Origin of the sequence: Desulfotruncus arcticus DSM 17038 (genome assembly GCF_900113335.1) — a bacterium.
In the GTDB taxonomy this organism is placed as follows: domain Bacteria; phylum Bacillota; class Desulfotomaculia; order Desulfotomaculales; family Desulfallaceae; genus Desulfotruncus; species Desulfotruncus arcticus.
The window spans coordinates 324,007-348,380 of record NZ_FOOX01000002.1 but is presented as its reverse complement, the minus strand read 5'-3'; the positions used below and the strand labels follow the sequence as shown (position 1 = coordinate 348,380).

Here is a 24,374-nt window from a genome sequence, read left to right as displayed (position 1 = left end):
TATATATTTAAAATTATTACAAAGTTTTACAAGAAATATAACCCAAGTGACAAGAGGACGGGGTTACCGACATAGTTGTCAGAAACCCCGTCCTCTGGTCGCCCGGTCTTTTTTTATCTGCCTTGCTACCCCGGGTAAAAGTTATTATACTTAGTTTAAGTTGGATTAAATAACTTTTAGAGGGTTTTTTATGCTGGTGCGAATGCTTTACCTGATATCCAAACTTTTACCGGGCATAGCCCTGATGCTGGCGGTAGCCGTGCTGGCCAGAGGCGGTGCCGACCTGGGCTTTCCCCAATGGCCGGGGTTGGAAACGATATTCGCCTCAGAACCACTGACCAGCAAAATATTAATTGACGTACTGCACCTGAATTATATTCTCATTTCCATCTTAACCGGCATGCTGCTAAGAAACCTGGTGGGGCTGCCGGAGGTTCTCATGCCGGGCGTAAGGACTTCCCGGCTGTTTATCAAAATCGGCGTAATTCTGCTGGGCTCGTTATACAGCGTCTCCGACCTGGCCAGCTTGGGCTTGACCGCCTTTTTAATCATCTTTTTGTTTATTTCCCTGACCCTGTTATTTACCCTTTACCTGGGCCAAAAGGCGGGCATGTCCCCGGCCGCCGCTTCTTTGCTGGCAGCCGGCACGGCCGTTTGCGGGGTCTCGGCAATTGTAGCCGCGGCTCCCGCCGTCAGGGCCAAAATATCCGACGTGGCTTATTCCATAGCCACCATCCTGGCCGTGGGACTGATTTTTTTATTAACCTTCCCCACCATCGGCACGGTGCTGGGGCTGAGTCCCCACCAGTTCGGGGTCTGGGCCGGCACGGGCATAGTCAATTCCGGCCAGGTGCTGGCAGCCGCTCTGGCCTTCGACCACGGCACCGCCCACAGGGTTTCCGAGAGTTTAAAAACGGGAGAAATTTTCAATTTAACCAGGATCATCTTTCTCCCGTTTGTCGTACTGGCCCTGGCGGTGTATAACAGCCGCCGGCTGGAGGAGGAAGAAAACGAGTACGCCATTCACACGAGCTTTTGGGAGAAGTTTCCTTTGTTCGTAATCGGGTTTTTCGTCGTGGTGCTGCTGACCTCATTTGGCCTGCTGGGTGAAACATCCCCGCCATCCGCCGAGCTGGTGTTTATCCGCAACCTGTACAACTGGTTTTTTGCCATCGGCCTTTCAGGCCTGGGTATGCAGATATCCTTCGATGAATTGCGTAAAGCAGGTGGTAAACCGCTGGTGGTGGGTACAGCCGCCGCCGTGGTCAAAGCCGTGGGGGCGCTGGTGATGGTGCTGCTGTTCATTCGCCAGCAACCGTAACGGCACCAGCCGAACAGCGAAACTTCAGCGGGGGACTCTACCCCACCCAAGGCAGAAAAATGGAACCCCCACTTATAGAAGCGGGAGTCTCAGAATTGGATAAAGTTGCTTGCAAGGGAGGGCATTGTATTGTCAGACCAACACGACCGGCACAATTATGAACAGGATAATTTAAATTTGCTTTTTAATTCCGACCGGCTGGAGGATTACGCCGCCCTGGCCGTATCGGCCCTGATTTTAATCCTGGTGCTGCTGTTTCATTAGCCCGGTTGGCCGCTGTCTTTTAAAAACACCACCGTGCCGGCATAAAACCCGCCGGCGTCGTACAGGGGCGCCAGTTCACAGTAAACATCCCCGAAGGATAAATTCCTTCTGGTTACAGAACCCGACCCGATATTGCTTTCAACCAGGCCGGCCAGTTCAGTGTTCACATGATTAATATCGGCATCCGGCTTGACACTGCCCAGGTAATAACTGGCCATCATGTTACAGGTAACCACCTTGCCGTCCTTATCCACAAAAACCACCCCGTCGGAAGAAAACTCAATTACCTTGTCCAGTGCCCGGCCGTACAGTTTTTCTTTTTCATGGCTTAAACTAACCACCACCAGCGCGCCCAGCAGCCTGCCGTTTTTCACAATCGGGGCGGAAATAATCTCCAGCAGGTTATTGGCTTTTTTTAATGTCACCTTGCTCTCAAAGCTATCCAAAGGCCCGGTTATTTCCTTCAAAGAGGTTTTCTTTAAAATTATTTCCTTTTCGGCAAACAGCTCGTGAATGACATTGTTGGCAAATACCACTCTGTTAAACTTATTGGAAAGGATGATGCCCTCTTTTAAATGATTGAAAATATTAAAATCAATGTTTTCAAAATAGGATTGGATATTGTTGGCGTTCAGCAATTCTACGATAAACTGGTAAATCAAGAAATAAAGTGTAAACAGCAAAAACATGATGGTGATGATTCTGTAAGCGGCAAAATTGCTTTGCCGGTCAAAAAAGTAGACCTCCAGGGAGGAGTTTTCCAGGTCCGCCCTGCTGACATTGTAACGATCGGCCTGGAACTTGAATGTTTCAGCGCCGGGGCTGAAATTGGCCAGAGAGGACTGTTCAAAAGGCCAAACCAGCGGCACCCCCGCCCGGTTCAGGATACCCGCCTTGACCTGACCGGTATTGTACTTGAGCATAAACTGATTTACAAAGTCATTAACATTGAAAATAACCACCAGGTAACGGTTGCCCGCCTGCCCCACGGCAACTGCGGCAGCCCCCACCTGGTCCAGGCGGCCGTTTTTTTCCACGCCGAAGATATAAGGAATGCCCTGTGCGCTGCCGGCCAGGGCACCCCGGTAGAGCCCGGGTTCATCTGCTCCGGGTTCATTCCCTCCGGGTGCGTTTCCTTTAAACGAGCTGATTATTTTCCCCGTCCGATCCAGCAGGCAGACGGCTGTAATCCTTTTATCCCTGCCGGCAACCGACCGCAGCGCCTGGCCGGTCGGCCCGTTTTCGTCCTCAACGAAATTGGCCGCATCTTCGGTAAACAGCTGCAGGTCGCGCAGGTAAGAGTATACTTCGGTTAACACGATCTGCCTGATATTGCCCCGGTTTTCCGTGACCACCCGGTTAAGATAACGGAATTCCAGGATGAAAAAAAAGATTATCAGCGTTAAAAAGAAGATTACGGCAAAATAAACCAGAATTTTTTTTTTGCTGGTCAAGCTCTCCACCTACTGAATCAACCCCTTTTTAACCGCGGAGGCCAGGGCTTCCTCAATGGTATCCACGCCCATTTTAGTGCAAATTCCCTTGATCCTTCTTCTTAAGGTCGAGATACTGATAAACAGAGCGGCGGCAACATTTTTCTGGTTTTCGCCGTCGGCAATCATGCGCAGTATCTGTATTTCAAACTCCGAAAGGCCCGTTCCCGAAAGTCCCATCAAGGCCTGCATGTTCAGCCCGGGATAAAGGTAACGGCCGTCCCGCAGCGTAATGTGGATAGCCGATTTGATTTCGTCAAAAGAGGCGTACTTGGGGATAAACCCATGCACACCGTGCTCCAGGGCTTTTTTAATAAACAGTGCATCGTCATAGGTGGTCAGCGCGATAAATTTTACCCGCGAAGCCTTTTGCCTGATTTCCTGGCACAGCTCCAGCCCATCTCCGTCGGGCAGTTTGATGTCCAGCAGGATAACATCCGCATCATCCGGCAGGTTGGCCCTGGCCTGGGCACAGGTGCCGGCCTCGGCTACCACCGCCATCCCCTCTTCCATTTCAATCAGCCTTTTCAGACCCTCGCGCACTATATTGTGGTCTTCCACCAGCATTATTTTTATCTTACCCATCTGCATTACCCTTTCGGCTGGGCGGGAATGGTCAAGGTCAGGGCAAAACCGCCTTCATCACCGGCGTAAACCATGTCGCCGCCGATTAAATTGGCCCTTTCCTTCATGCCCCACATTCCTTTGCCCGCCGTTAAATTTTCCGGCGGCCGGCCGTTGTCCATTATTTCTATCTTAAGAATATCATTTTCAACTTTAAAATAAATGTCCACTTCCGTGGCGCTGCTGTGCTTGACCACATTGCTCAGCGCCTCCTGGATTATCCTGTAAATAACAATTTCCGCGGTTTTACTCACATTAAAGGTCCGTTCCTTGTAAAACATGTACACCCTAACACCCTGCATCTGTTCAAAATTGGACACATAAGACTCAAGGGCCTGGATCAGCCCCACTTTGTCAATTAAGTACGGGTGGATGTCATTCATAATACTGCGCATATCCATGGCGGCATTCTGACAGTGTTCCCTTAGCTTGGCCAGGTCGGCGTAAACCTCCTCGGGGATTTGCCGGTGCGCCCGCAGTATATAGTCCAGCGAGTGGATGATGGGGGACATGCCCCTGCCGATCCAGTCATGTATTTCAATGGATATTTTCTTGCGCTCCGCCTCAATGGTGTCAAACAAATATTGCTTATTTTTGTGCATCTCCACGGGGTGGGCCAGCATAGCCGCCCCGGTCAGCTTATTAAAATTCAGCAGCGGGTAGTAATCAATATTGATGAATGTTTTTTCTTCCGCCTCATTTAAAATGACCTGGTTATTTAATATCTTATTATGGTCCAGCAGCACATTAAACAGCGGCTGGGTCAACCCCTGAGTTTTGGGATATTTCACGTGCAGGCTGTTAAGTGATTCGGCCTCGATTTCAGAAACGGGAATATGCATCAGCTCCGCCCAGGCCGGGTTGACCCGGGTGATGTTGCCCCTGGGATCAATCACCAGCGCGGCATCTCTGGTGTAATCAAGCAACTTTTGCGCGTGGCTGTAGTTTATTGACAGGGGGTAAATCAGGTGCCGGGCGCCCAGCGCCGTAATGCCCAGGGCAAGCAAAACCAAAATAGACGCTAAAAAACCGGTTTTACCCAGTAACTGCACTTCACCGGCAGCCGTCTTAGCAACGGTGTTTTGACGTTCAGCCAGCAAGCGCCGGGATGCATCCAGCAGCTGCGCAGCCAGCAGGTCATACTGCTCCCGGTACAACGCCTCGAAATCCCCCCGGTTGCCGGACCGGATCAGCGGCGCCACTTCCCCGCGCACATAGGCAACGTAATCCTGGGTTAACAGGACCATTTTTTTCAGCTCGGCTTTTCTGGCATCTTCATCAGCCCGGTTTAACAGGTCCAGCTCTTTTTTAATTAACGTGGCGCCCATTTCATTGAACTTGTCTAAAAAATTTTGATCGTTATACGAAATATAGGCCTGAGCATAATAGACCAGCAGCCCCATATCCGGTGACAGGGCATAATTTTCCGCCAGCAGTTCAAAATCACCGGACAAGGCTTTAATACTCGCCGCCGTTACCTGTATGTTGTACAGGTGCAATGCCGGCACCAGCAATAACAGAACCAGGGTGGCGTAAAACCAGCTGCGCACCCTTTTGCTTATGGCCATCATTTTTCACCCCACTACCTATTTCATCTCGTTAACCGCCGCTAAGACTCCCGCCTCTATAGGCAGGAGTCTTAGCGGCGATAAACTCGAAATAAGTGCAGCTAAGGTTCAGGTGGGGTCAAAACCCCACCTGAACCAAGTCTTCTTTATTATTATACGTTTATTTCCTTTGTGAATCATAACGATCTGCTAATTGAACCAAAGTGTTCACCCTCTTGCATCATTATATCCAAGTAGCAAGCAGAAACAAACCATCCTGCACCCCAAGGATATGAATGCGTTAAAAAATAAGGTAAGATTTTTATAGCAATTATTAGCCCTGATTATTTCAGCCATAAGCTCCGGTAATATTTGTTTGCACAGCTTTAGCCCGGGCAGTGTATGGCGCCTGTTAACTGCCGGCTGTTACAGGCCCTTTACTTATCACTGATCAACTGATTATTAAAATTGTATCAGTACATTAAAATTAGTGCATTTCATTAGTACATTTAAAGGAGGAATTATGCCATGTCCAACAAACCTGCCGTAAGCGGAGGTTGGTCAGACCTTTACAAAAAAGAAGATTGGTGGGCGGTATGGCTTGGACTCGGCCTGGTAATCGCCGCGCTGCTGCTGTGGCTTTCCGGCAGTTCCATCAGCTCCATCAGTGTATCTATCCCCAAATGGTCGGAATTCGGCTCCGTTACCTCATTCCTGGGCGCCAATTTCGGCTCGCTGGTATTAATGTTCATAGCCTTCGCGGTGGTTTTCTCCATCGCCGTGAAAATTCTGGGACACCAATTAAGCGAGTTCATTCCCGGCTTTATCCTGATCTTTATCGCCAGCGTGCTGGTCTCAATTTTCGGCGCCTGGGAATGGGCGAGCAAATATAACCTGGAAGCTCCGCTGGTAGCCCTGGCCCTGGGGCTCATCATCGGCAACATTGTAAAAATGCCAAAGTGGATGGAAGCTTCATTGCGCACAGAGTTTTACGTTAAAGTTGGTATTGTTTTACTGGGCGCCACCCTGCCCTTTACCAAAATCGTGCAAGCCGGCCCGGTGGCTTTTACTCAGGCCACGATTATTGCCGTTTCCACATTTTTAACCATTTATTTTGCGGGTTCCAGGTTGTTCGGCCTAGATAAAAGATTTGCCGCCACCCTGGGCGCAGGCGGTTCCATTTGCGGCGTTTCCGCCTCCATCGCCATCGGCGGCGCGGTAAAAGCTGATAAGCAGCACGTGTCCGTAGCCATATCACTGGTGGTTGTCTGGGCTATTATCATGATTTACGCCCTGCCGGTATTCATCTCCGTCTTTGGCATTCCCGCCGGCCCCGCGGGGGCCTGGATCGGCACCTCGGAATTCGCCGACGCCGCCGGTATGGCCGCGGCGGCCGCCATAGGCGACCAGGCCATCACCACCTTTACTTTGATGAAGGTTGTGGGCCGTGATATGTTCGTGGGTATCTGGTGCTTTATCCTGGCCATTGTTTCCATCACCATGTGGGAGAAAAGGGAAGACGGAACCAAACCCCAGACTTCGGAAATCTGGTTCAGGTTCCCTAAATTTGTACTTGGTTTCTTTGTGGCCTCCGCGCTGATCACAATGGTTATCGCCGGCAGCGACGCGCCAACATCCCAATCGATAACTGATAATATCATTAAACCCATTACCACCTTAAGAACCTGGGCTTTCATATTCTGCTTCCTGGCCATCGGCCTGACCACTCGTTTTAAAGAACTGACCTCGGTGGGCTGGCGTCCCTTCGCGGCCTTCACCACCGGTGTATTAATCAACGTGCCGCTGGGTTACATTTTCTCCATCCTGGTACTGGGCGGCTACTGGGTCGCCGTGGCCGTCAAATAACTCAATTCAACCAAACAATTACCACGATAAAAGTCCCCGGGTGCACACTATCGTGTACCCGGGGACTTTTTGCCGTAATCGCAAATTATGGATTGGCACATCGTTTTATTTTTTTTGGCCGCGTTTCATTCCCCGACGGCGAAGTTGACTGCAATGAGCTGACTGCAGCGCAGCTTGATCAGGCATACGAATGACAGGTGCTACAGCAGTCCCCATTTACGCTCATACTCCACCTTAAGCACAAATTCATCATCGTTAAAGCCGTTTTCCTTGAGCAGTTTCAGCGCATCGTTAAAATCAAAGGAGTCAGTTTCCATAATTACCCTATCTTTTTTGCCGCTTACTCCCCACCGGTTATGGGCGGCCAGCAGGATTTCCATCATGCGGGCGATACGATCAAGCCGCCCGGACAGGAAAGTACCTAAATTCCTGACCGCCCCGGGGTCAACCGTGGCAGCATTAACAACCCGGCTTAACGGAGGTTCTTCTCCCGGCTGCCACTTTCTTTTTTCATAAAACTCAAAGATAAATTTGGCTTTTTGAATGCAGGTAATATTATTTTTATCCATCGTCTTCCCTTCGGCCTTTCGCAACAGTTTACGGAACGTAAAACCGCCGGACGCCCAGCCGTCCTCACGGCTCCGCCCGATCTTTAAATCATGTCCGTGCAAGGTTATTTAAATTTGTTATTGAAGTTTATTATATCATGCAACACAACACAATAGCCACACACTGTGCTCTGGATTTCCCGGGCCGGCTTTTTGTTGACAAGTATAGCGTCATTTAGCAATTTCATTTTATTATAACTATTGCTTACCTGTCTGAGTTGGGATACAACATACTCCCTGGTCAAATATTATCATAGTGACCCGCCATAACGCTGAAAGAAGGGATGCCATGCCGGCGCAAATATTATATGTAACCGACGGCTCACCGTCGGCCCGCGAAGCAGGCTTGACGGCGCTGGAACTGGCCGGCTTATGGAACGCGTCCATACGGGCCGTTTTTATCATTGATCAAAGCTGGGCTCATATCCTGGGAGATGAGTGGATGAGCGGGGCCGTTACCCGGGCCAAATTTTTCAGCTGGCTCGGGGAAGGCCTGCAAAAACAGGCTTCTGCCGTGCTGGATGAATTTTGTGACCTGGCGAAATCCCGTCAGGTGCAAGTGCAAAAACAACTACTGGCGGGCAATACCGCAAAGCTGCTTATTTCTCTTGCCCGGGAAGCGGACCTGCTGGTGCTGCCCAATCCTTACGCAGCCGGACACCCTGCCGAGGCCGGGTTGAAATTTAATCTCAATAAATTGCTCCGGGCGATCAAATGCCCCGTTTGGCTGGGCGGCAACATGTCAAGGGGACGGGGCTGCTGACAACCCGTCCCCGGGCCAAGGTGACGTAAATTAAAAATGTGCCTGTCGCCGGTTTTTTCCTGCTCGGCTGCATGCGTCGTCGCCGGCACATTTCATGATCATAAGCTTTAAAAATACAAATTTTTTTAAAAAGAAATTGAGTTGGGCTTGATTAAATGGCTCATAAGAGATACAATGAATACGATAATCATTATCATTATCATTTATTCCCCGGCCGGTCAGTCAATCATTGGCTAAGGCTTGACGTTGAAGTCCCAGAAATTCCAGAAGGATTATAGAGGTCTGACACCCTTTGGGGCGAGTTTTTTTCCAATACCACTGATAATGATAATCATTAGTAAACTAAATAATTACAATTGAGGTGAATCTTATGCCAAGGTCGTTAAACTGCATTAAAAAAGGTAGAACCGTTCACATTCAGAGCATTGATAATTGTTCTCATTGCAAGCGCCACCTGGAAGAGATGGGATTTATCCCCGGTACTCCCGTGGAAGTTTGCCGCTGTTGTAATAAAGGTCCCCTTGTTGTGGCCATACGTGGCGGAAAAGTTATGCTTGGACAGGAAATGGCCAGGTATATTTTGGTCAAATAATTTTGGAGAGGGTGTAAGAAATGACTACCTTAAAAGATGTGAAACCGGGCCAAACGGCACTTGTGGACAGTGTTCAGGTCACAGGACAGGCCAGGGGACGTTTTATGGCCATGGGAATTATGAAAGGAGCCAGGCTGAAAGTTATTAAAGTGGCACCATTAGGTGACCCCATAGAGGTGCTGGTAAAATCTTATAACCTGTCTTTTCGTAAAACCGAAGCGGAGCAAATTATTGTAAATATAGTATAAAGGAGTGATTAGCGCAATGTCAGTGTTAAACGTAGCTCTAGCGGGCAACCCCAACACCGGTAAATCCACTATTTTTAACGCACTGACCGGAGCCAGGCAACATATAGGCAACTGGCCGGGGGTTACCGTCGACAAAAAAATGGGCCAATATGCCAAAGGCAATAAACAAATCAACATTATCGACTTGCCGGGTACATATAGCCTAAGTGCCTATTCGCTGGAAGAAAAAATTGTTAAAGATTATTTAGTGCAGGAAAAGCCTGATATGGTAGTTAATGTGGTAGATGCTTCCAATATCGAGCGCAATCTGTACCTGACGGTCCAATTACTGGAAATGGGCATCCCCACCATCGTCAACCTGAACATGATGGATGAAGCTAAAAGCAAAGGCTATGACATTAATTTGAACGCTCTGGGCAAACAACTGGGAGTGACGGTTATATCCTCGGTGGCAACCAATAAACAAGGATTAAACCAACTGGTCAATTCGTTGGACCCCTCTGCCGCGCTGCTGCCCGGCAAGGCCGACAGCCGGCTGTTGGCTGAACATCTCCAACAGATAGAGAACATTAAGAAAACTGAAAAAGACACTGAGCTAATTGAGGAAAGAATCATTGAAGCCCGCTATGAATTCATTAATAAAGTTCTGGAAAAGGCCCTGGTTATTAATGAAGCTGTAGAATCATGGCACGATAAACTGGATAATTTGTTTACCAACCGTTTACTGGGGATTCCTATTTTCATCGGCATTATGTATATGATGTTCCAGTTAACCTTCGCCTGGGTAGGCCAGCCGGTTTCAGATCTTTTGGACGAACTCGTCAACGGAACCCTGCTAGAATGGGTTGGCGGCGCCATGGCGGCAATGGGGACTGCCGAATGGCTGCAATCCCTGGTAGCAGACGGCATCATCGGCGGCGTCGGCAGCGTGGTAGTCTTTGTTCCTTTAATTTTTACCCTCTTCTTTTTGATCAGCTTTCTGGATGGAACAGGCTACATGGCTAGAGTGGCGTTTATTATGGACCGGGCCATGCGCAGAATCGGTTTATCCGGTAAAGCTTTTCTGCCCATGCTGGTGGGCTTTGGTTGCAGCGTTCCGGCTATTATGGGCGCCAGAGCCCTTGACACTGAAAAAGACCGCCGGATTGCCATCTTGATCGCACCCTTTATGTCTTGCGGCGCCAGGCTTCCGGTATATGCGTTGTTTGCCGCATTATTCTTTCCCGGCAGTGAAAGCACCGTGGTTCTTTCTTTATATCTTCTTGGTATAGTAATAGCAATTGTCATGGGGTTAATATTCAAATCTACCTATTTCAAAGGAGATGCGGAGCCATTTCTAATGGAATTGCCTCCTTACCGGATTCCCACCCTGAGGACTGTTCTGTTGCAGACCTGGGAAAAAGGCAAAGGATTTTTGGTTAAAGCAGGTACCATTATTTTCAGCATGTCGGTGATTATTTGGTTTCTTTCCAGCTATAATTTATCAGGTTCGGCGGATATCGCCGACAGTTTTCTTGCTGCCATCGGCGGCGTTATCGCCCCCCTCTTTGCCCTCCATGGATTTGGTACATGGCAAACGGGTGTTGCAGTGTTAACCGGCATACTGGCCAAAGAGGCAGTGGTTTCCACCCTGGGCGTAATTTACGGCATCAGCGAAGTGGCAGAGGAAGCAGTACAGGCGGCCACGCAGCTGCAAGGTTCCATAGGTGCGACATTTACAGCCCTTTCGGCCTATGCTTTCCTGGTATTTACACTGCTGTACACCCCGTGCATGGCTGCTCTGGGGACAATTAAAAAGGAATTGGGTTCTTTTAAATGGGCTTTATTTGCAGCCGCATATACCTTTGCCGTAGCTTGGCTTGTCTCCCTTTTGATTTACTGGATTGGCTTATTGTTGGGTTTTGGCGGATAATACAGACTTAAATTTCATTGGGGTAAAAAAATTATGAACGGAGGTTGTTATGATGGAAGGCTATTCAGGAGTGCTTTCAACCGTAATCCTGGCGGCGGTGATTGGCTTTTTCACCTTCCGGGGATTTCGCCGGGAAGCAGCCAACCTGAAAAATGGCACTTGTTGTGGTTCCGAAAGCTCTTGCTGCAATTGCAGCGGTAATTGCCAGGGCTCCAGTTGCCATACTGAAGACGCGCAGCAAAGCTCCACAAACACCAAAAAACCGGGTGATTTTTCGACCAGATAATGATAATGACTATCATTATTCAAATATGCTTGATTTAATTGCTGCATGACGCAAGCTATAAAAAGCACCGACTGCCGAGCAATTGGAAATAAATATACAAATTGAAAAGTAAGTCTTAATTAGCAGGTGTAAATTTATACACCTGCTTTTGTTTAATTTAAAAATAAAGGGACTATTAAAAAATCCGGGAAAGGTGGTTAATAAAAAGTGTAATGAAAAACTGATTACAACGTACTAACATAAAGAGGCTAATGCAAAGCTGGAGTAAAGCCACATTTTCAAACAATAATACAAAAAAAATGAGAAAAAGCTAAAGGCCGCAAGGAAACAGAACAACTTGTCATAAAAGCTCAATCAGGCAAGAACTAATTAGGGAGGTAAAAGTCATGAAAAAGGTCATGGTATTGACGGTAAGAATCACCATCATTGCGCTTGTTATTTTGGGGTTAACAGCTTGCAGCAAGCATTCGTCCACTCAAGGTTCAACTACAAATGTGCCGGCAAACCAAAACCAAAACACAGCTGCCGGTGAGGAAGTCACAAAAGAGCTGCAAGAAAATCTGGTTTACCTTATAAGTGAAAAATACGGTTTTTATCTGGAAGCGCCCATGTTTTGGAGCGGCAGAGTAGTTATAAGTGAAGAAAATGACAGTTTTACGGTTAAGCATAGGACAACTTCCAAGAATGTATCCGCAAAGAATCCTGTAATACTCAATGTCATAAATTATGGAAGTGAGAAAAAATGGGAGCAGGATGCCAACAAGAAAGATGAGCCTTTTCCGTATGAAAAACTGGGAGTTATAAATGGAAACGTTTTTGCCGGCATGCCTTCCTTCGATTTTCCCTATGACGATAAAAGTCCTACCGATAAGAAGGAATATACAGAAATTATTTCTTCTTTAGACGTTGTCTTAAAATCATTCAAGCCTATTAACAACGAAAGCGAGGACAAAAAATTCTATGGCATATGGAAAATCCAACGGCTATTAGCCGCATCAGGTGATGCTGACACCGAAATTGCCCGCCAACTGATAGGGAAAAAACTTTATTACACCGATGTATTCGCATATATGGAAGGAAATATTGCCGACAGAAATTATTACCGGGAAAAAACAATTTCCGTACAGGAATTTACAGAGCAATATAATATTCCTTTTGCCCAAACAGATATACCAGAAAATCAGGCAACCATGGTTACTGTGTTCGATGATGCAAATTATGAGCAGATTTCAAAAGAAATTGGCAATATGTTTCTGGTCAAGGATAAGAACACGCTTATTATGATATTGGACGGTGCTCTTCTGGAACTTACCAGAGAAGGAATTAAGACAGACAGCCCGACCCAGCACCTGACGGAAAAAGATAACTCTGAAAAAACTGGAGAACAAGCCAGAAATGAGGAAGATACTGCAGAACAGACTATGACAAAAGGCGTGAACAGGTATGCCGCAGCCGGCATAAATGACCCTGTGGGCTTTGAACAGTACTTCTACGCAGTACAATCATTAATTAATAGTGATGACCGGGAAGAGGTGGTGAAATATTTTAGTTATCCGGTGACTTTGCAGATTCATAATCAACAGGTAACAATAAAAAATGCAGAGGAAATGCTCAAACAATATGACACTGTATTTACTCTAAATGTAAAAAAGGCGGTTGCGGAACAAAAAGTTGATAATTTATTTGTCAACTACATGGGCGTTATGGTGGGCAACGGGCAACTCTGGTTTGGCGTGGGTGAAGGGGAAAAATACTTTATCCTTTCTGTCAACCCGTGATAATAAATCCAAAGGGAGTGATGAACATGAAGGACATACTCACCAGGGAGCAACTACAGGCTAAAATTGTTGAGAAAGCTTGGCAAGACGAAAACTTCAAAAAAGAAGTATTAGCTAACCCCGGTAAAGTTATTGCTAATGAATTTGGGGTCCAATTGCCACCGGATTTAGAATTAAAAGTTGTTGCAGAAACAGCAAAAGTTAAGTATCTGGTCCTGCCTGTTAATCCCGATGAACTGACTGACGAACAGCTGGACAGCGTGGCAGGGGGCGATTTTATGTTATTTGGGTTATGTATTGGAAAATGCAGTCCAAAGATTGAAAAACCAGCAGGTCCCACCATACGTCCTTAATTAATTAGATATTTACACATCCTAAAGACAACAGCGCGACAAGGCACATTTGCCATGTCGCGCCTCCCGGCCGTACAATTCCCACGCTTCTATAAAATGGTTCGTCAAATGGTTCGTCAGCAAGGGGAAAAGATACCGATTTTAACAGCTCCCGGTCGAAAAAATTTTTATTATATGCCAGCAGCTCCAGAATTTCCGGTTCTGTGGCTCCGAAATCAGCTAAAATGTTGCTGTATTTTTTTTGCCAATAGCGATCATCCCCTTTCCCCTATCATAAAAAATATTACTATAAAGTGTAATGAAAAACCAGCTGGGACGTATTAACATACAGAAACCAAAAGTAAAACGTTCAAAAAGATACAAGGAGGCAAACCAAATGAGTAAAAACGAAAATTTATCTAAATCTACGCCCCGTAAAGAATTCAAGCAACAAATTATCCTGAAGGCGCAATCAGACAAAGATTTTAAGAAAGCATTGGTAGACAATCCCAAAGAAACCCTTGGACAATTAGGCGTTCAGGTTCCTGAAGAAGTCGAGGTTAGAGTCCTTGAGGAATCGGCTAAAGTAGTGTACCTTGTACTACCATATAATCCTGACGAGTTGACTGATGAACAACTGAACACGGTCGCTGGCGGGTCGTGTCGCGTGATATTTTGACTCTATTTGTGTCGCTGCACTAGATACCTGACACCGTTCCGGCCGCTTCGGTGAGTGGTTGTTCCATAGTGACATTTGGCCCGGAGGAGAAGCTTTTCTTCTCCGGGATCTTTTTAAGGAGCTGAAACATAATGAAACCTTCCATTTACAACTTTATTTGGCCTACTGACAACCCGGAAAAGGCAATGCTTTTTAATAGCCTGACCACTTCCTTGGCCGAGGTGGAGAATACCCACATAGATTTGTTAAACCTTCCGCAGTTTGACTACGATACCTTGCCTACAGACACAAAGCAGTTTATCGACGGGCTGAAGCAGGGAGGATTCGTTCTGGACGACGCAGCCGATGAGTTAAAAATATTGAAGTTCGCCTATAACAGCAATAAATACAACCGGCTGGGGCTGGGGTTTACCATTGCGCCCACTCTACGCTGTAATTTTGCCTGCACCTATTGCTATGAACAGTCGGAGGAAATCCAGGCCAAGCGGGACGGCCAAAATGCTCTTATGCGGGAAAACGTGCAGCGAGAATTGCTGAAATATATCGAACGGGCAGCCAAGACAATAAAATTTTTATCCATCACCTGGTATGGTGGTGAGCCGCTCCTGGGCAAAGAAATTATCTATGACCTGACGCAGAAAATTATTGCTATCACCCAAGAAAACAAAATGGGTTATTCTGCCGGAATGATTACCAACGGCTACCTGCTTACCAAAGACCCGGACATAGTGCAAAAGCTGAAAGACAGCCGGATAAAAACTTTCCAGATTACCCTGGACGGACCGCCCGAAGTGCATAACAGCCGCAGGATGCTTAAAGGCGATAACACCCCCACCTTCGACCGGATTTTGGAAGGCATCAAGCTGTTGACTGCTAATGAATTGGAAGTATCCCTTCGAATTAATGTAGACCGTTCCAACATGGACGAGGCATTGAAACTCCTGGATATTCTGGAGGACAACAACCTAAAAGATATAGCCATCCACCTGGGCCATGTTTTCGCAGATACGGCAGGCTGCAAATCTATTGAAAGCTCCTGTACCACCATGGAAGAGTTCACCCTGTTAAATCAGACCTTCCACGAAACATTAAAACAAAGAGGCTTTAAAATAGGCCAGATATCCTACTACCCCCGTATCGCCCATGCCTGCGGGGCTAACCGGGTAAATTCCTATGTCATTGGCCCGGACGGTGACATGTACAAGTGCTGGTCGGAAATAGGCGACAAGCCTGCTAGCATTGGCAATATTACAGACTTCAAGCAACGAACCAAGCAAGAGCGCATGCACGAGATCCGCTGGCTCACCTGGGAGCCTTTCGAATATGCCAACTGTGTGGCATGCAAGATGCTGCCCATCTGTATGGGGGGATGCGGCTACCGGGCCATGTTTGTAAACAAGGACCGACCCGATTGCGCGGAGTGGAAATACAGTCTGGAGCATTACATCCGGGATCGGTTTATGCGAGAAAAAGAAATTAAAGGGTAAAGGAGCTTCCCATATTGAAAAAGAAAAATCTATCAATAGCAATTACCATAAGTTTAATTTTAATTGCTATAGCAGCATCCACAATTTTACTTGGCGGGTGCAACGCAAAACCTGCCAAAGGAGCTGATTCGGCAGCAGGCTTAAAGATTATAAATGAATATGAAAATGTGAAGGCATCATTCCAGGGCATAAAAAAAATAGATAATGATAATTTAGTTCCGCAGGAGATCAGGGGCAAGGACATATATTATTACGAACAGGACACCGAGGCGTCACCAAGGGAATATTACTTTCTAAAGGAAACAGGAAAACTCTATCTGCTGTGTCAAGGCATGTGGTTTTGCGTTAACGAAGACTACAAGAATGTAACGCCAAAGAATTCGGATATGTATAAGGAGGCTGAAAAAGCCGGGGAACATCTCAAGGCCGAAAGTAAAAAGAACTAGCCAGAACACCAAGAACGTTTAAGGGAGAGAAAGTCTGATGAAAAGGAAGACACGATTAATCATTCTATACATTGCCATTATTATCTTTTTTATTTCCGTACAAACAATTTTCCTGGATCATTGGTATGAAAGAACAACCAATGATATCGGCAAGGAGGCGTTAACCATATCCCAAGTGGTTGCCGGGGCAATTGATGCCAACCAATATGAGCAGATAGTCAACACAAAGGAGCGTAACGCCTATTTTCATCAAATGCAGGACTATTTTCGCGAGGTACAACAACAAACGGGGATAAAATACCTTTACGTAAAACATAAAATTTCTGATTCACAAATTGAATACATCTTTGATGCCGAAAAGGATTCCCTGGGTGAAGCGGATAAACTTTTTACTCCCGAGGCCTATACCAGCAGGGCCGGACTGCATACCGGTGTGAAGAGCTACGATAAGTGGGGTACTTTTATCACCGGTTATAGTCCTTTAATTAATAAAAACGGCGATATCGTCGGAATAGTTGGCACAGATATCGATGTAAAGTATTTTCATGATGAATTGTGGAGTCGCTTAAAGAGTATTTTGATTTATACCCTCGAGGTATCTCTTTGCTTTTCCTTGTTGGTCTTTATAACCCTTAAACCGGAAGCAATTGTTCGTACGGACAGAAATGATCTAGTTTAAGGAAATAGGTTAATGACCGTTTCCCTATCGGTTTTAACATTGTTAAATACCGCTAGATCGGAAAGCTCCGCAAAGCAAGCGGTTTTCAGTTTCCCCGCTAAATTCGGGATAATGCTACTGCCGATGTTAAGCTCTATAAGCAGCCGATAGCCATCCAGGGTGATAACTGAATGAATGGTTCCCATTAAAAGTACCTCCATTGTTTCCTTTTCTTAAAAATGAAAAATTCTGCCTTATATAATAAAGCAGAATTTTATTTCTCGCCCCATTCGAAAGGATGGTTTTTGGCATTTTTTTTAAGTATTGTTTCACATACGGCAACAAAAGGAAAAAAGCTGCAAACTGAATACCTAATATCATCGGTGAAAACACCGCCTACCACGTTATATTTACCAAATTGTTTAAGCTAAGCCAAATTGTTTAAGCCAATAACGAATCATATATTCCATTGAGTTCATCCCGCCTGTCACTTCGTCGAGCAATTCATCAGAAAGTTCATCCGAAATGGTTGGCAGTATAAGGTACAGGGCATTTTGGGGCTGCTCAATTACCTTGACCTCCAGGTTTTCAGGAAGTTTAGCCCCTTGCTTAAGCTTACCCATTTCCTTCTCCACCACCGCCCTGGGATTAACCAGCAGTTCCTTGCGGAAACTCTCGTCTTTTAGCGCTCTGACCATCAGCCCGTTCTGGAACTCCTGCCAGGTGGGCAGCTTTTGAGTGTACTTTTTATGTTCGCTCATTTTGTTTATCCCTCCTTATTTTTGATTTGCTCCATACTGGAATTTTGCTTCTGTATGTTAATACGTTATAGCCGGGCTTTCATTACACAATGGCTGAATAAATTTTAGTCATAAATAATTACTTGCCCCGGAGTTTCGCAAAAATTTTTCCGCATCTTTAGAAACAAGATCGATCATGGTCAGGCCGGTAAAAACCACCGGTTGCCAATCTATTCCTTCCCCATATTGGTGATAAATTTGCTCCAGGTTTTCTGCTGCGCTTTTTACCAGACGCTGAAGTATTTTGAAAGCCCCCTGGGAGAGTTTTGTGTGGCAGAGATAATTTTCCAGCCTGCCACCCTCCCGGTAGGCAGGGTAATCCTCCAAACCAAGGAAGCGCAAAAACCAATGGGACCGGTAGGAACCAGTGGCAGCGATAATCCCCATAAAGTCGGCAATCAGTTCATCCAGGATATGATTGCGGGCCAGGCCGAAAACACGCAGGGTAAAATAATGGGTCGCCTCGTGTTCCCGGCGAATAACCAGTGACATTTCTCTCCATTTTTCCCAGGTTAGTTTCATTTCTTCTGCCGTTATACCACTGTAATCCCCATCACTTAAAATAATAAAAGTATCCTGGTACAGTTCTTTACGGGGAATTAACTTCCTAAATTCTTCCGGCCAATCCTTTTCGCTGCATTGGAGAGGGTTTTCCTCCTGCCATTTGTTTCTGTAGAATTGAATCCGGTCCCAGTTATTGTACCCCTTTATCAGGCAAGCTCCCATGGAAGCAGGAATTTCACCAGGTTCGTTGTGATGGGCCAAGGCCTGCACCAGTGTAACGAAATCCGGCCTGTGCCTTGTAAACAGTATCGGGATTTTGCCCGCCAGAGTCTGGTGTAAATAAAGCTCCAGTTTTTCGGGGCATGCCAATGTTAAACCTGCCTGGGGTACTTCAACCCATTTCCCCCTCAGGGTTGCCGAGCGATAACTTTCTGTCCGGCTGATCCCTGACTGGATTGGGAAACGAAACTGCACCAGACGGTCCCGCAGTACAGCAAAAGTTCCTTTTTCCTGAGCTTCCCGGCCGTACATTTCCCATGCTTCTATAAATGGTTCGTCAGCAAGGGGAAAAGATACCGATTCTAACAGCTCACGGTCGAAAAAATTATTATTATATGCCAGTAACTCCAGAATTTCCGGTTCTGTAGCTCCGAAATCAGCTAAAATGTCGCTGTATATTTTTTTGCCAATAGCGATCATCCCCTTTCCCCTATCATAAAAAATATTACTAAAAAGTGTAATGAAAAACCAGCTGGGACGTATTAACATACAGAAACCAAAAACCGCTGATGCCCGCACGAGGCGTATCTGTTCCGGAAAGTATGATAATGGTTTAAGATAAACGAGGAGGTTTTGCATGGGAGAAAAATTCGAGAGATTCCAGAGGCTTTTCAATCATTTTAGAAAGAGGTTCGAAACGGATGCAGCATTTCGGGAAGAACTGCTGGCAAATCCGCTGGAGACATTTCGCCGGGAGGGGTTCAGTTTTGCCGACGGTACCCGGATCCGGGTGACCGGAGATACGCTGGACGACATTGTTATCGAGCATGCTCCGGAGGTGGCCGCCAGGATTGCGTCCCTGCTGGACGGGGACGAGCTAACGGAAAATGAGCTCAACGCAGTCGCCGGCGGCTTTGAAATCTGATATGTCCAGTGCAGTCACCTGGAGGGTGAATTGGAGCGGGAGTTGTGCATCGTACAGTGCAGAGGTAGATATTGATGAATCCGTAAGGGGCGACAGCTACAGATCATTCACGGACAACTTTGGCATGGGCATTTCGTCAAAGTAAACCGTTCAAAAAAAATACTAAGGAGGCCAACAAAAATGAGCGTCCGGGATCGGTTTAAGCAAGAGAAGGAAAACAAAGCGGCTGGTGAAAGCTCAGGTGCGATTTTATTTCATTCACTTCTCAGTCGACAAATCAGACTTCATTTTTTTTAAAGCCCTGTAAAGTATAACGGCCACATTGCTTTCAGTCAGGCCGGTCATTTCGGATATCGCACGATTGCTCAGACCTGCCGCAAACTTAAGTCCGATAATATTTCGTTCCCGTTCACTCAGCCTGAATAATGTCCTTAACAGTTCTTCCCGCGTTTCGTTTTGAACTACCGCATCAGCCGGCCCGCTTCTGGCGCATGCCAGCTCACCAATTAAATCAATGGACACAATCTGGCGCCGCTTCCGCATGCGAAAATAATCGGTAATGATATTATGGGTAATGGTAAAAATCCATGTGGTAAACGGCGACCGTTCGGGATTATATCTTCCGATATTGGTCAGCACCTGTTCAAAGACCTTGCTGGTTAGATCTTCAGCCTCGTCCTGGTTATTGATCCTGTAGCGTATATATTTATAGACGCGGGGCAAGTAATAATCGTAAATTTTGATCAAGTCAGCCGGGTCATAAATAGCCCGGCATTCTAAATCTCCTTCATTTCTTCCCATGACTAAGATCCTCCTGATAAAACATTACGAATATCCTTCTACATACCATTGACAGCAACATTAATCAGCTCGAACAGCGGTATTTTTAACACACCGTCTCCCCATATGACCGTTTCCCTATAGATTTTTACATTGTTAAATACCGCTTGATCGGAAAGCTCCGCAAAGCGAGCGGTTTTCAGCTTACCCGCTAAATTCACGATAATGCTACTACCGGTATCAAGCTCTATAAGCAGCCGATAGCCCTCCAAAGGGATGACTGAATGAATGGTTCCCATTAAAAAAAGTACCTCCATTGTGTTTTTGTCGTAAAAAAGAAAAATTCTGCCTTATATAATAAAGCAGAATTTTATTTCTCGCCCCGTTCGAAAGGATAGTTTTTTATTGCAATTTTTTTATTCAAGAATCCCCGCCAGCTTGCTTCGGCGGTTGATGCCCAGCTTGGAAAACACAGAGCGCAGGTGGAATTTAACGGTAGCCTCCGAAATAAACAATACTGAAGCGATTTCCTTGTTGCTCATGCCCCTGGCGGCAAGGGTAGCCACCTCCATTTCCCGCTCGGTCAGGCCGTGGGGCAGCGTCCCGCTTTCTGAGCTGAGCCGGATCAGGAGCTTCCAGTTATCACTGATTAACTGTCCGCTTGTGGCGATTTCCTCCGGCATCCTCTCACCCAGCTCGGCAAAAGCATTCTCGACCAAACCGCCCAGCACCGATTTAAATTCCATGAAGGGGAGATAGATACCGTCGGGTATGGCTCTGGCAAGGGCTTCCCGCACATGGGAAAAAGCCTCTTTGCGCCGTCCGGTATTAAAACAGCCCATTGCCGCTATGATATGCATGTATATTTCCACCATCAGATAGCCCAGTTCCCGGCATTCCAATATGGCAGCCTCCGCCGCCCCCAGCAGCCGGATATATTCTCCCTCCTGCAAAAGGACACCAAGATGGAAATATCCCAAATAAATCTTTACCCATGAGGGTGCATCGGAGAAGGTTGCTCTGCCATCCCGAACCCATATGGGAATCAATTCGGTCAGGCCCAGCCACATATAATAATCCGTCTGCAGCATTTGCGTGACAAAAGGACATATAGCATCCGTGCCTACTGTTTCCTCCAATTCTTTGATATACTGCGACAAGTCATTATTGCTGCCGCGCTTAACGGCCAGCTGCGCCATCAAATTGACCGTTCCTGTCCGCACTGTCCACTGCCCGCTACCTTCGGCCAGATAGGCGGCTTGATAGCAAAGGGGCTCCGCCTCCGGAAGACATCCGCGATAGAGGGCTGTTTCGGCCTTCAGCAGCACATCCGCACCGCTTTTCACACCGGTGAGGGCATAAAGCAGGCTCGCCACGTTGGCAAGGGCCTGGATTTCCCTCTCCAGCCGGCCAGGCCTTCGGTGGAAGAAAATCATCAGGGGCAGACCAAAAGCGAAGGGCTCACTTGCTGTAAGCGTCCTGCATCTGCCTCCGATCATCTCAGCCGCCTTTTGGACCAGGGGTTCCATTTTTTCGATATCGGGAAACTCCATGTAGGCGGAAACCAGCGTCCATTCCCCCAACAAAGCACTGCGCTCAGTTTCGTCCTCCACTTCCCCGATGATGTTCTTGATTTCCTCCAGTAGCGCGCCCGCTTGTTCGCGCCTTTCGGCTCCAATGAGGGCATAGGCAATGCGCAGCAGTGAGATGGGGTATTTGCCCCTGATCGCCGCAGGACAATCAGCCAAAAGACCGGCAGCAAGCTGGGTAAAGGATACGCCGTCGATTCGAGCCAGGGTCAGCCCGGTCAACGGCAGGGAGAGAATGGAATCATAATCCTCCACCTTAAAGAAGCAGGAGAGGGCGTTCACAGTCTCACCCGCTCGTGTATACCATGCACCTGCACGGCTATAGCAGCTGATTTTCGTCTGGGTATCCGCCGCCTTGAGCCTGCGCAGCAGCATTTCCCTGAGAATAGCATGGGGCACATAGCGCCGCTCTTCAGCCTGGTAACGGACAAAGGGCGTTTCTTCCAGCAGGGTAAACACGCTTTCCGGCAGGGGATCGGCCTGGAGCAAAAAGCAAATCTGCTCGATTGTCACACCGGAAAAGAGCGCAATGTGAAAGAACAAATTTTTCCCCTGACTGCTCAAGCCATCCCATACGATATTTTCCATGAGTTGGAGGACGCTGAGGCCCGGAGAAAGCCCTTCTCCCCGCTGCATTTGCAGCACGGTGAGATAGAGCGCCACGATCCAGCCCTCGGTATATCCGTAAAGCTGCCCGGCTTCAGCCTGTGAAACAGCAACACCGCAAAGCCGGCAATAGTGCCGAACATCTTCCGCATTCAAACGCAGGTCCTCTATCCGGATGTAATGGACGCCCGCCTGCTCAAAAAAAGAGAGGGAGAATGGGCGCACCGTTTGGGTGATGATGACCAGATGCAGCTTCGTTCCGGCGTAGGAGAGCAGCACCGACATAACGGTCCGGGGCAGTTCCTTTTGCAAAAAATGAAAATCATCCAGCACCAGCACCGATTGCGTATCGCAGCGGAGGCTGCCGATTACCTGTCCGATCTCCCAGGCAGTCATCACTCTGGGAAAGCCGGCGGAAAGCAGTTCTTTTCCCGCCGCCGGATCAATATGCTCAAACTCCCGGCACAGCCTCGTCCAAGAAGTCCCCGGCGCGTCCTCGGCTGCGCTCCACCAATAGACAGGTGTGCCCTTGGGCAGGTTGTCCATAAGATAATCCCGCACCGCCGTGGTCTTGCCATACCCCGAAGGGGCTTCTACCACCGTTACCGGCGCGGTTAGAATACCTCCCAGCTTTTTAAGAAGCCATGGAGAAAAATAATGGATATTGGTTTGAAAAGCCTGTTTTTCAATCATAGTGTCATCCTCCATGTTTGGGGGCTTTTCGCCAGTTAGTGAAATTAAAACTGATCTTTATATACGAAACATCTTATAAACAAAATAATTTATAAAATTATTAATTTTATTAGCTGGTTTATTGATTAGATTGCCTTATTATAATGTTTTAAGCAAAATGCTTACCGTGATGCCCAAGGCAATGGCGAATCCCGCTAAACCGCTAACGAGCATAGGCGGTAATAGTTGTTCCAAAATATATTTTTTCTCCTCGGCAGTTTCACCGATACTCCTGGACACTTCAGTGGATACAATGAGATTTCCAGGAAACCCAAACATAATACCTATACCTACGGCCATGCCCAATTCCTTTGGCCATTTGACCATTTTACCACCTAAAAAACCTCCTAGAATCAAGCCTATAACAGCAATGAATAGTATAGCCACGACAGTTACTATTTCCTGTAACAAAACCTGCGGAGTGATATCATTCATCATTGTGAAGGCATAGAATAACAGTGCGGCCATAGCTATACCTAAAGAATTTGCTCTCTCCAACATTTTTCCCCGCAGAATTCCGTAATGCGTGGTTATTATCCCTAATGCAAGACACCAGAATATCATATTAATACCGCTATATTTCTCCAGGATAACTGCGATAAAGGAGAGTGCAAAAAGTTTAAATAGCATTACAAATTCAGTTTCATACTCTTTGGGAATAATTGCTTTGTATCTGATACTGGGGTTTTCATCGGTGCCATAAGGCACGTTTTTTACATCACTTGCAGCAGCAAGCTGTTCACAAGCCTCAATAATAATTGTCTCAGCTTTTATTGTCTGTTTTAGAGCTTTTGCATATTTTCGGAGCATATTTGCGGCAATAGGCTGACCAATAGGATCTACGAGAGCGACCATAACTAACGGAATAACAGCAAGTGCCCCCAGGCCAATTGACTGAAGTTTTTTCATTGACGCCAATGCGGCAATTACACCGCCTCCGGAGACTGCACCCGCGCTGGACAGCACACTGGGATAGCCAAATATTAACCCGCCGGCAAAAATAATAATCAGGACAGAAACTGTGACGCTAATAAGAGCAACTACCACTGCTCTCCAGTGTTGGATATATTCGTGGGGAGGTACAAGAGTAGACATGTGGATAACCAATAGAGGAATCATAAGCTCACCAAACATCCCAAGATTGGAAACCGTGGGAAAATCCTTTGGCATTCCGACCCATGTTAGGATAAGGTAGGTTATTAAGGCTACAAACATCATCGGAACCCTTGCTTTTGTTCTTAGAGAAATTATGTCTCCCAAAACCAAAATGGCAAATAGAATACAAGCAGATAAAATCATTTCATACATTTTGACA

General features: G+C 46.8%; 26 protein-coding genes. 15 read left to right on the top strand and 11 right to left on the bottom strand.

Going from position 1 to position 24,374, the window contains the following annotated elements; all coding sequences use genetic code 11:
- The first annotated feature begins 190 nt into the window (after positions 1-190).
- Both BM056_RS04150 and BM056_RS27160 read left to right on the top strand, forming a co-directional pair.
- Positions 191-1,321: a YeiH family protein gene (locus tag BM056_RS04150; RefSeq protein ID WP_092468997.1), complete on the top strand. Its 1,131-nt coding sequence runs from the start codon at positions 191-193 to the stop codon at positions 1,319-1,321.
- Positions 1,322-1,450: 129 nt separating this feature from the next.
- Positions 1,451-1,585 carry a hypothetical protein gene (locus BM056_RS27160; RefSeq protein ID WP_274377511.1) on the top strand — a complete coding sequence of 45 codons (135 nt, stop codon included), beginning with the start codon at positions 1,451-1,453 and terminating at the stop codon, positions 1,583-1,585.
- On the opposite strand, the gene BM056_RS04145 is transcribed toward BM056_RS27160, so the two are convergent.
- From BM056_RS04145 to BM056_RS04135, 3 genes are read right to left on the bottom strand one after another with little or no spacing between them, the layout of a single operon-like run.
- Complete coding sequence (locus tag BM056_RS04145; RefSeq protein ID WP_092468995.1) at positions 1,582-3,039, bottom strand: transcriptional regulator; 1,458 nt, start codon at positions 3,037-3,039, stop codon at positions 1,582-1,584. The two genes, BM056_RS27160 and BM056_RS04145, sit on opposite strands and share 4 nt — an antisense overlap.
- Positions 3,040-3,048: 9 nt before the next feature.
- On the bottom strand, positions 3,049-3,663 hold the full coding sequence (locus tag BM056_RS04140) for a response regulator transcription factor (RefSeq protein ID WP_092468993.1): 615 nt from the start codon (positions 3,661-3,663) through the stop codon (positions 3,049-3,051).
- 5 nt (positions 3,664-3,668) lie between these two features.
- The gene (locus tag BM056_RS04135) at positions 3,669-5,270 is read right to left on the bottom strand and encodes a sensor histidine kinase (RefSeq protein ID WP_165613368.1); all 1,602 of its coding nucleotides are present in this window, start codon (positions 5,268-5,270) and stop codon (positions 3,669-3,671) included.
- A 507-nt stretch (positions 5,271-5,777) separates the two neighbouring features.
- On the opposite strand from BM056_RS04135, the gene BM056_RS04130 reads away from it, so the two are divergent.
- On the top strand, positions 5,778-7,115 hold the full coding sequence (locus BM056_RS04130) for a YeiH family protein (RefSeq protein WP_092468987.1): 1,338 nt from the start codon (positions 5,778-5,780) through the stop codon (positions 7,113-7,115).
- Positions 7,116-7,315: 200 nt separating this feature from the next.
- Here BM056_RS04130 and BM056_RS04125 read toward each other — a convergent pair whose 3' ends face one another.
- Positions 7,316-7,786, bottom strand: coding sequence for a hypothetical protein (locus tag BM056_RS04125; RefSeq protein ID WP_337833484.1), 471 nt, complete (start codon positions 7,784-7,786; stop codon positions 7,316-7,318).
- 226 nt (positions 7,787-8,012) lie between these two features.
- On the opposite strand from BM056_RS04125, the gene BM056_RS04120 reads away from it, so the two are divergent.
- From BM056_RS04120 to BM056_RS04070, 11 genes are all read left to right on the top strand, one after another.
- Complete coding sequence (locus tag BM056_RS04120; RefSeq protein ID WP_092468983.1) at positions 8,013-8,486, top strand: universal stress protein; 474 nt, start codon at positions 8,013-8,015, stop codon at positions 8,484-8,486.
- A gap of 370 nt (positions 8,487-8,856) precedes the next feature.
- Complete coding sequence (locus BM056_RS04115) at positions 8,857-9,078, top strand: FeoA family protein (RefSeq protein WP_092468981.1); 222 nt, start codon at positions 8,857-8,859, stop codon at positions 9,076-9,078.
- A 20-nt stretch (positions 9,079-9,098) separates the two neighbouring features.
- Entirely contained in the window at positions 9,099-9,326 is a 228-nt protein-coding gene (locus BM056_RS04110; protein WP_092468979.1) for a FeoA family protein, read from the top strand.
- Positions 9,327-9,342: 16 nt separating this feature from the next.
- On the top strand, positions 9,343-11,238 hold the full coding sequence (gene feoB / locus BM056_RS04105; protein WP_092468977.1) for a ferrous iron transport protein B: 1,896 nt from the start codon (positions 9,343-9,345) through the stop codon (positions 11,236-11,238).
- A 49-nt stretch (positions 11,239-11,287) separates the two neighbouring features.
- Positions 11,288-11,524, top strand: coding sequence for a hypothetical protein (locus tag BM056_RS04100; RefSeq protein ID WP_131820719.1), 237 nt, complete (start codon positions 11,288-11,290; stop codon positions 11,522-11,524).
- Between the two features lie 386 nt (positions 11,525-11,910).
- Positions 11,911-13,302 carry a hypothetical protein gene (locus tag BM056_RS04095; protein WP_092468973.1) on the top strand — a complete coding sequence of 464 codons (1,392 nt, stop codon included), beginning with the start codon at positions 11,911-11,913 and terminating at the stop codon, positions 13,300-13,302.
- A 20-nt stretch (positions 13,303-13,322) separates the two neighbouring features.
- Entirely contained in the window at positions 13,323-13,655 is a 333-nt protein-coding gene (locus tag BM056_RS04090) for an NHLP leader peptide family RiPP precursor (protein ID WP_092468971.1), read from the top strand.
- 376 nt (positions 13,656-14,031) lie between these two features.
- Positions 14,032-14,313: an NHLP leader peptide family RiPP precursor gene (locus BM056_RS04085; RefSeq protein ID WP_092468969.1), complete on the top strand. Its 282-nt coding sequence runs from the start codon at positions 14,032-14,034 to the stop codon at positions 14,311-14,313.
- A gap of 131 nt (positions 14,314-14,444) precedes the next feature.
- The gene (locus BM056_RS04080) at positions 14,445-15,800 is read left to right on the top strand and encodes a radical SAM/SPASM domain-containing protein (protein WP_092468967.1); all 1,356 of its coding nucleotides are present in this window, start codon (positions 14,445-14,447) and stop codon (positions 15,798-15,800) included.
- A 14-nt stretch (positions 15,801-15,814) separates the two neighbouring features.
- On the top strand, positions 15,815-16,246 hold the full coding sequence (locus BM056_RS04075; protein ID WP_092468965.1) for a hypothetical protein: 432 nt from the start codon (positions 15,815-15,817) through the stop codon (positions 16,244-16,246).
- A gap of 37 nt (positions 16,247-16,283) precedes the next feature.
- Positions 16,284-16,925 (top strand): hypothetical protein, encoded by a 642-nt coding sequence (locus tag BM056_RS04070; protein WP_092468963.1) that lies wholly within the window; start codon positions 16,284-16,286, stop codon positions 16,923-16,925.
- On the opposite strand, the gene BM056_RS04065 is transcribed toward BM056_RS04070, so the two are convergent.
- The 3 genes from BM056_RS04065 to BM056_RS04055 all read right to left on the bottom strand — a co-directional run bounded on the left by BM056_RS04065 (position 16,922) and on the right by BM056_RS04055 (position 18,907).
- Positions 16,922-17,110: a DUF2442 domain-containing protein gene (locus BM056_RS04065; protein WP_092468961.1), complete on the bottom strand. Its 189-nt coding sequence runs from the start codon at positions 17,108-17,110 to the stop codon at positions 16,922-16,924. The two genes, BM056_RS04070 and BM056_RS04065, sit on opposite strands and share 4 nt — an antisense overlap.
- A gap of 216 nt (positions 17,111-17,326) precedes the next feature.
- Positions 17,327-17,665: an NHLP leader peptide family RiPP precursor gene (locus BM056_RS04060; protein WP_092468959.1), complete on the bottom strand. Its 339-nt coding sequence runs from the start codon at positions 17,663-17,665 to the stop codon at positions 17,327-17,329.
- Positions 17,666-17,773: 108 nt separating this feature from the next.
- Positions 17,774-18,907 carry a DUF7005 family protein gene (locus BM056_RS04055; protein ID WP_092468957.1) on the bottom strand — a complete coding sequence of 378 codons (1,134 nt, stop codon included), beginning with the start codon at positions 18,905-18,907 and terminating at the stop codon, positions 17,774-17,776.
- A gap of 157 nt (positions 18,908-19,064) precedes the next feature.
- On the opposite strand from BM056_RS04055, the gene BM056_RS04050 reads away from it, so the two are divergent.
- Positions 19,065-19,352 (top strand): hypothetical protein, encoded by a 288-nt coding sequence (locus tag BM056_RS04050; protein WP_092468955.1) that lies wholly within the window; start codon positions 19,065-19,067, stop codon positions 19,350-19,352.
- A gap of 258 nt (positions 19,353-19,610) precedes the next feature.
- On the opposite strand, the gene BM056_RS04045 is transcribed toward BM056_RS04050, so the two are convergent.
- The 4 genes from BM056_RS04045 to BM056_RS04030 all read right to left on the bottom strand — a co-directional run bounded on the left by BM056_RS04045 (position 19,611) and on the right by BM056_RS04030 (position 23,968).
- Complete coding sequence (locus tag BM056_RS04045) at positions 19,611-20,153, bottom strand: sigma-70 family RNA polymerase sigma factor (RefSeq protein ID WP_092468953.1); 543 nt, start codon at positions 20,151-20,153, stop codon at positions 19,611-19,613.
- A 38-nt stretch (positions 20,154-20,191) separates the two neighbouring features.
- Positions 20,192-20,431 (bottom strand): DUF2442 domain-containing protein, encoded by a 240-nt coding sequence (locus BM056_RS04040; protein WP_165613367.1) that lies wholly within the window; start codon positions 20,429-20,431, stop codon positions 20,192-20,194.
- Positions 20,432-20,548: 117 nt separating this feature from the next.
- Positions 20,549-23,020, bottom strand: coding sequence for a LuxR C-terminal-related transcriptional regulator (locus BM056_RS04035; protein ID WP_165613366.1), 2,472 nt, complete (start codon positions 23,018-23,020; stop codon positions 20,549-20,551).
- Positions 23,021-23,158: 138 nt separating this feature from the next.
- Positions 23,159-23,968, bottom strand: coding sequence for a hypothetical protein (locus tag BM056_RS04030; RefSeq protein WP_131820718.1), 810 nt, complete (start codon positions 23,966-23,968; stop codon positions 23,159-23,161).
- Between the last annotated feature and the right edge of the window lie 406 nt (positions 23,969-24,374).

Bases quoted from the DNA above. Each gene is read 5' to 3' on its own strand.
- BM056_RS04150 (WP_092468997.1), top strand. From the start codon at position 191: ATGCTGGTGCGAATGCTTTACCTGATATCCAAACTTTTACCGGGCATA.
- BM056_RS04140 (WP_092468993.1), bottom strand. From the start codon at position 3,663: ATGGGTAAGATAAAAATAATGCTGGTGGAAGACCACAATATAGTGCGC.
- BM056_RS04135 (WP_165613368.1), bottom strand. From the start codon at position 5,270: ATGGCCATAAGCAAAAGGGTGCGCAGCTGGTTTTACGCCACCCTGGTT.
- BM056_RS04130 (WP_092468987.1), top strand. From the start codon at position 5,778: ATGTCCAACAAACCTGCCGTAAGCGGAGGTTGGTCAGACCTTTACAAA.
- BM056_RS04120 (WP_092468983.1), top strand. From the start codon at position 8,013: ATGCCGGCGCAAATATTATATGTAACCGACGGCTCACCGTCGGCCCGC.
- BM056_RS04115 (WP_092468981.1), top strand. From the start codon at position 8,857: ATGCCAAGGTCGTTAAACTGCATTAAAAAAGGTAGAACCGTTCACATT.
- BM056_RS04110 (WP_092468979.1), top strand. From the start codon at position 9,099: ATGACTACCTTAAAAGATGTGAAACCGGGCCAAACGGCACTTGTGGAC.
- feoB (WP_092468977.1), top strand. From the start codon at position 9,343: ATGTCAGTGTTAAACGTAGCTCTAGCGGGCAACCCCAACACCGGTAAA.
- BM056_RS04100 (WP_131820719.1), top strand. From the start codon at position 11,288: ATGATGGAAGGCTATTCAGGAGTGCTTTCAACCGTAATCCTGGCGGCG.
- BM056_RS04095 (WP_092468973.1), top strand. From the start codon at position 11,911: ATGAAAAAGGTCATGGTATTGACGGTAAGAATCACCATCATTGCGCTT.
- BM056_RS04090 (WP_092468971.1), top strand. From the start codon at position 13,323: ATGAACATGAAGGACATACTCACCAGGGAGCAACTACAGGCTAAAATT.
- BM056_RS04085 (WP_092468969.1), top strand. From the start codon at position 14,032: ATGAGTAAAAACGAAAATTTATCTAAATCTACGCCCCGTAAAGAATTC.
- BM056_RS04080 (WP_092468967.1), top strand. From the start codon at position 14,445: ATGAAACCTTCCATTTACAACTTTATTTGGCCTACTGACAACCCGGAA.
- BM056_RS04070 (WP_092468963.1), top strand. From the start codon at position 16,284: ATGAAAAGGAAGACACGATTAATCATTCTATACATTGCCATTATTATC.
- BM056_RS04065 (WP_092468961.1), bottom strand. From the start codon at position 17,110: ATGGGAACCATTCATTCAGTTATCACCCTGGATGGCTATCGGCTGCTT.
- BM056_RS04060 (WP_092468959.1), bottom strand. From the start codon at position 17,665: ATGAGCGAACATAAAAAGTACACTCAAAAGCTGCCCACCTGGCAGGAG.
- BM056_RS04055 (WP_092468957.1), bottom strand. From the start codon at position 18,907: ATGATCGCTATTGGCAAAAAAATATACAGCGACATTTTAGCTGATTTC.
- BM056_RS04050 (WP_092468955.1), top strand. From the start codon at position 19,065: ATGGGAGAAAAATTCGAGAGATTCCAGAGGCTTTTCAATCATTTTAGA.
- BM056_RS04045 (WP_092468953.1), bottom strand. From the start codon at position 20,153: ATGGGAAGAAATGAAGGAGATTTAGAATGCCGGGCTATTTATGACCCG.
- BM056_RS04040 (WP_165613367.1), bottom strand. From the start codon at position 20,431: ATGGGAACCATTCATTCAGTCATCCCTTTGGAGGGCTATCGGCTGCTT.
- BM056_RS04035 (WP_165613366.1), bottom strand. From the start codon at position 23,020: ATGATTGAAAAACAGGCTTTTCAAACCAATATCCATTATTTTTCTCCA.
- BM056_RS04030 (WP_131820718.1), bottom strand. From the start codon at position 23,968: ATGAAAAAACTTCAGTCAATTGGCCTGGGGGCACTTGCTGTTATTCCG.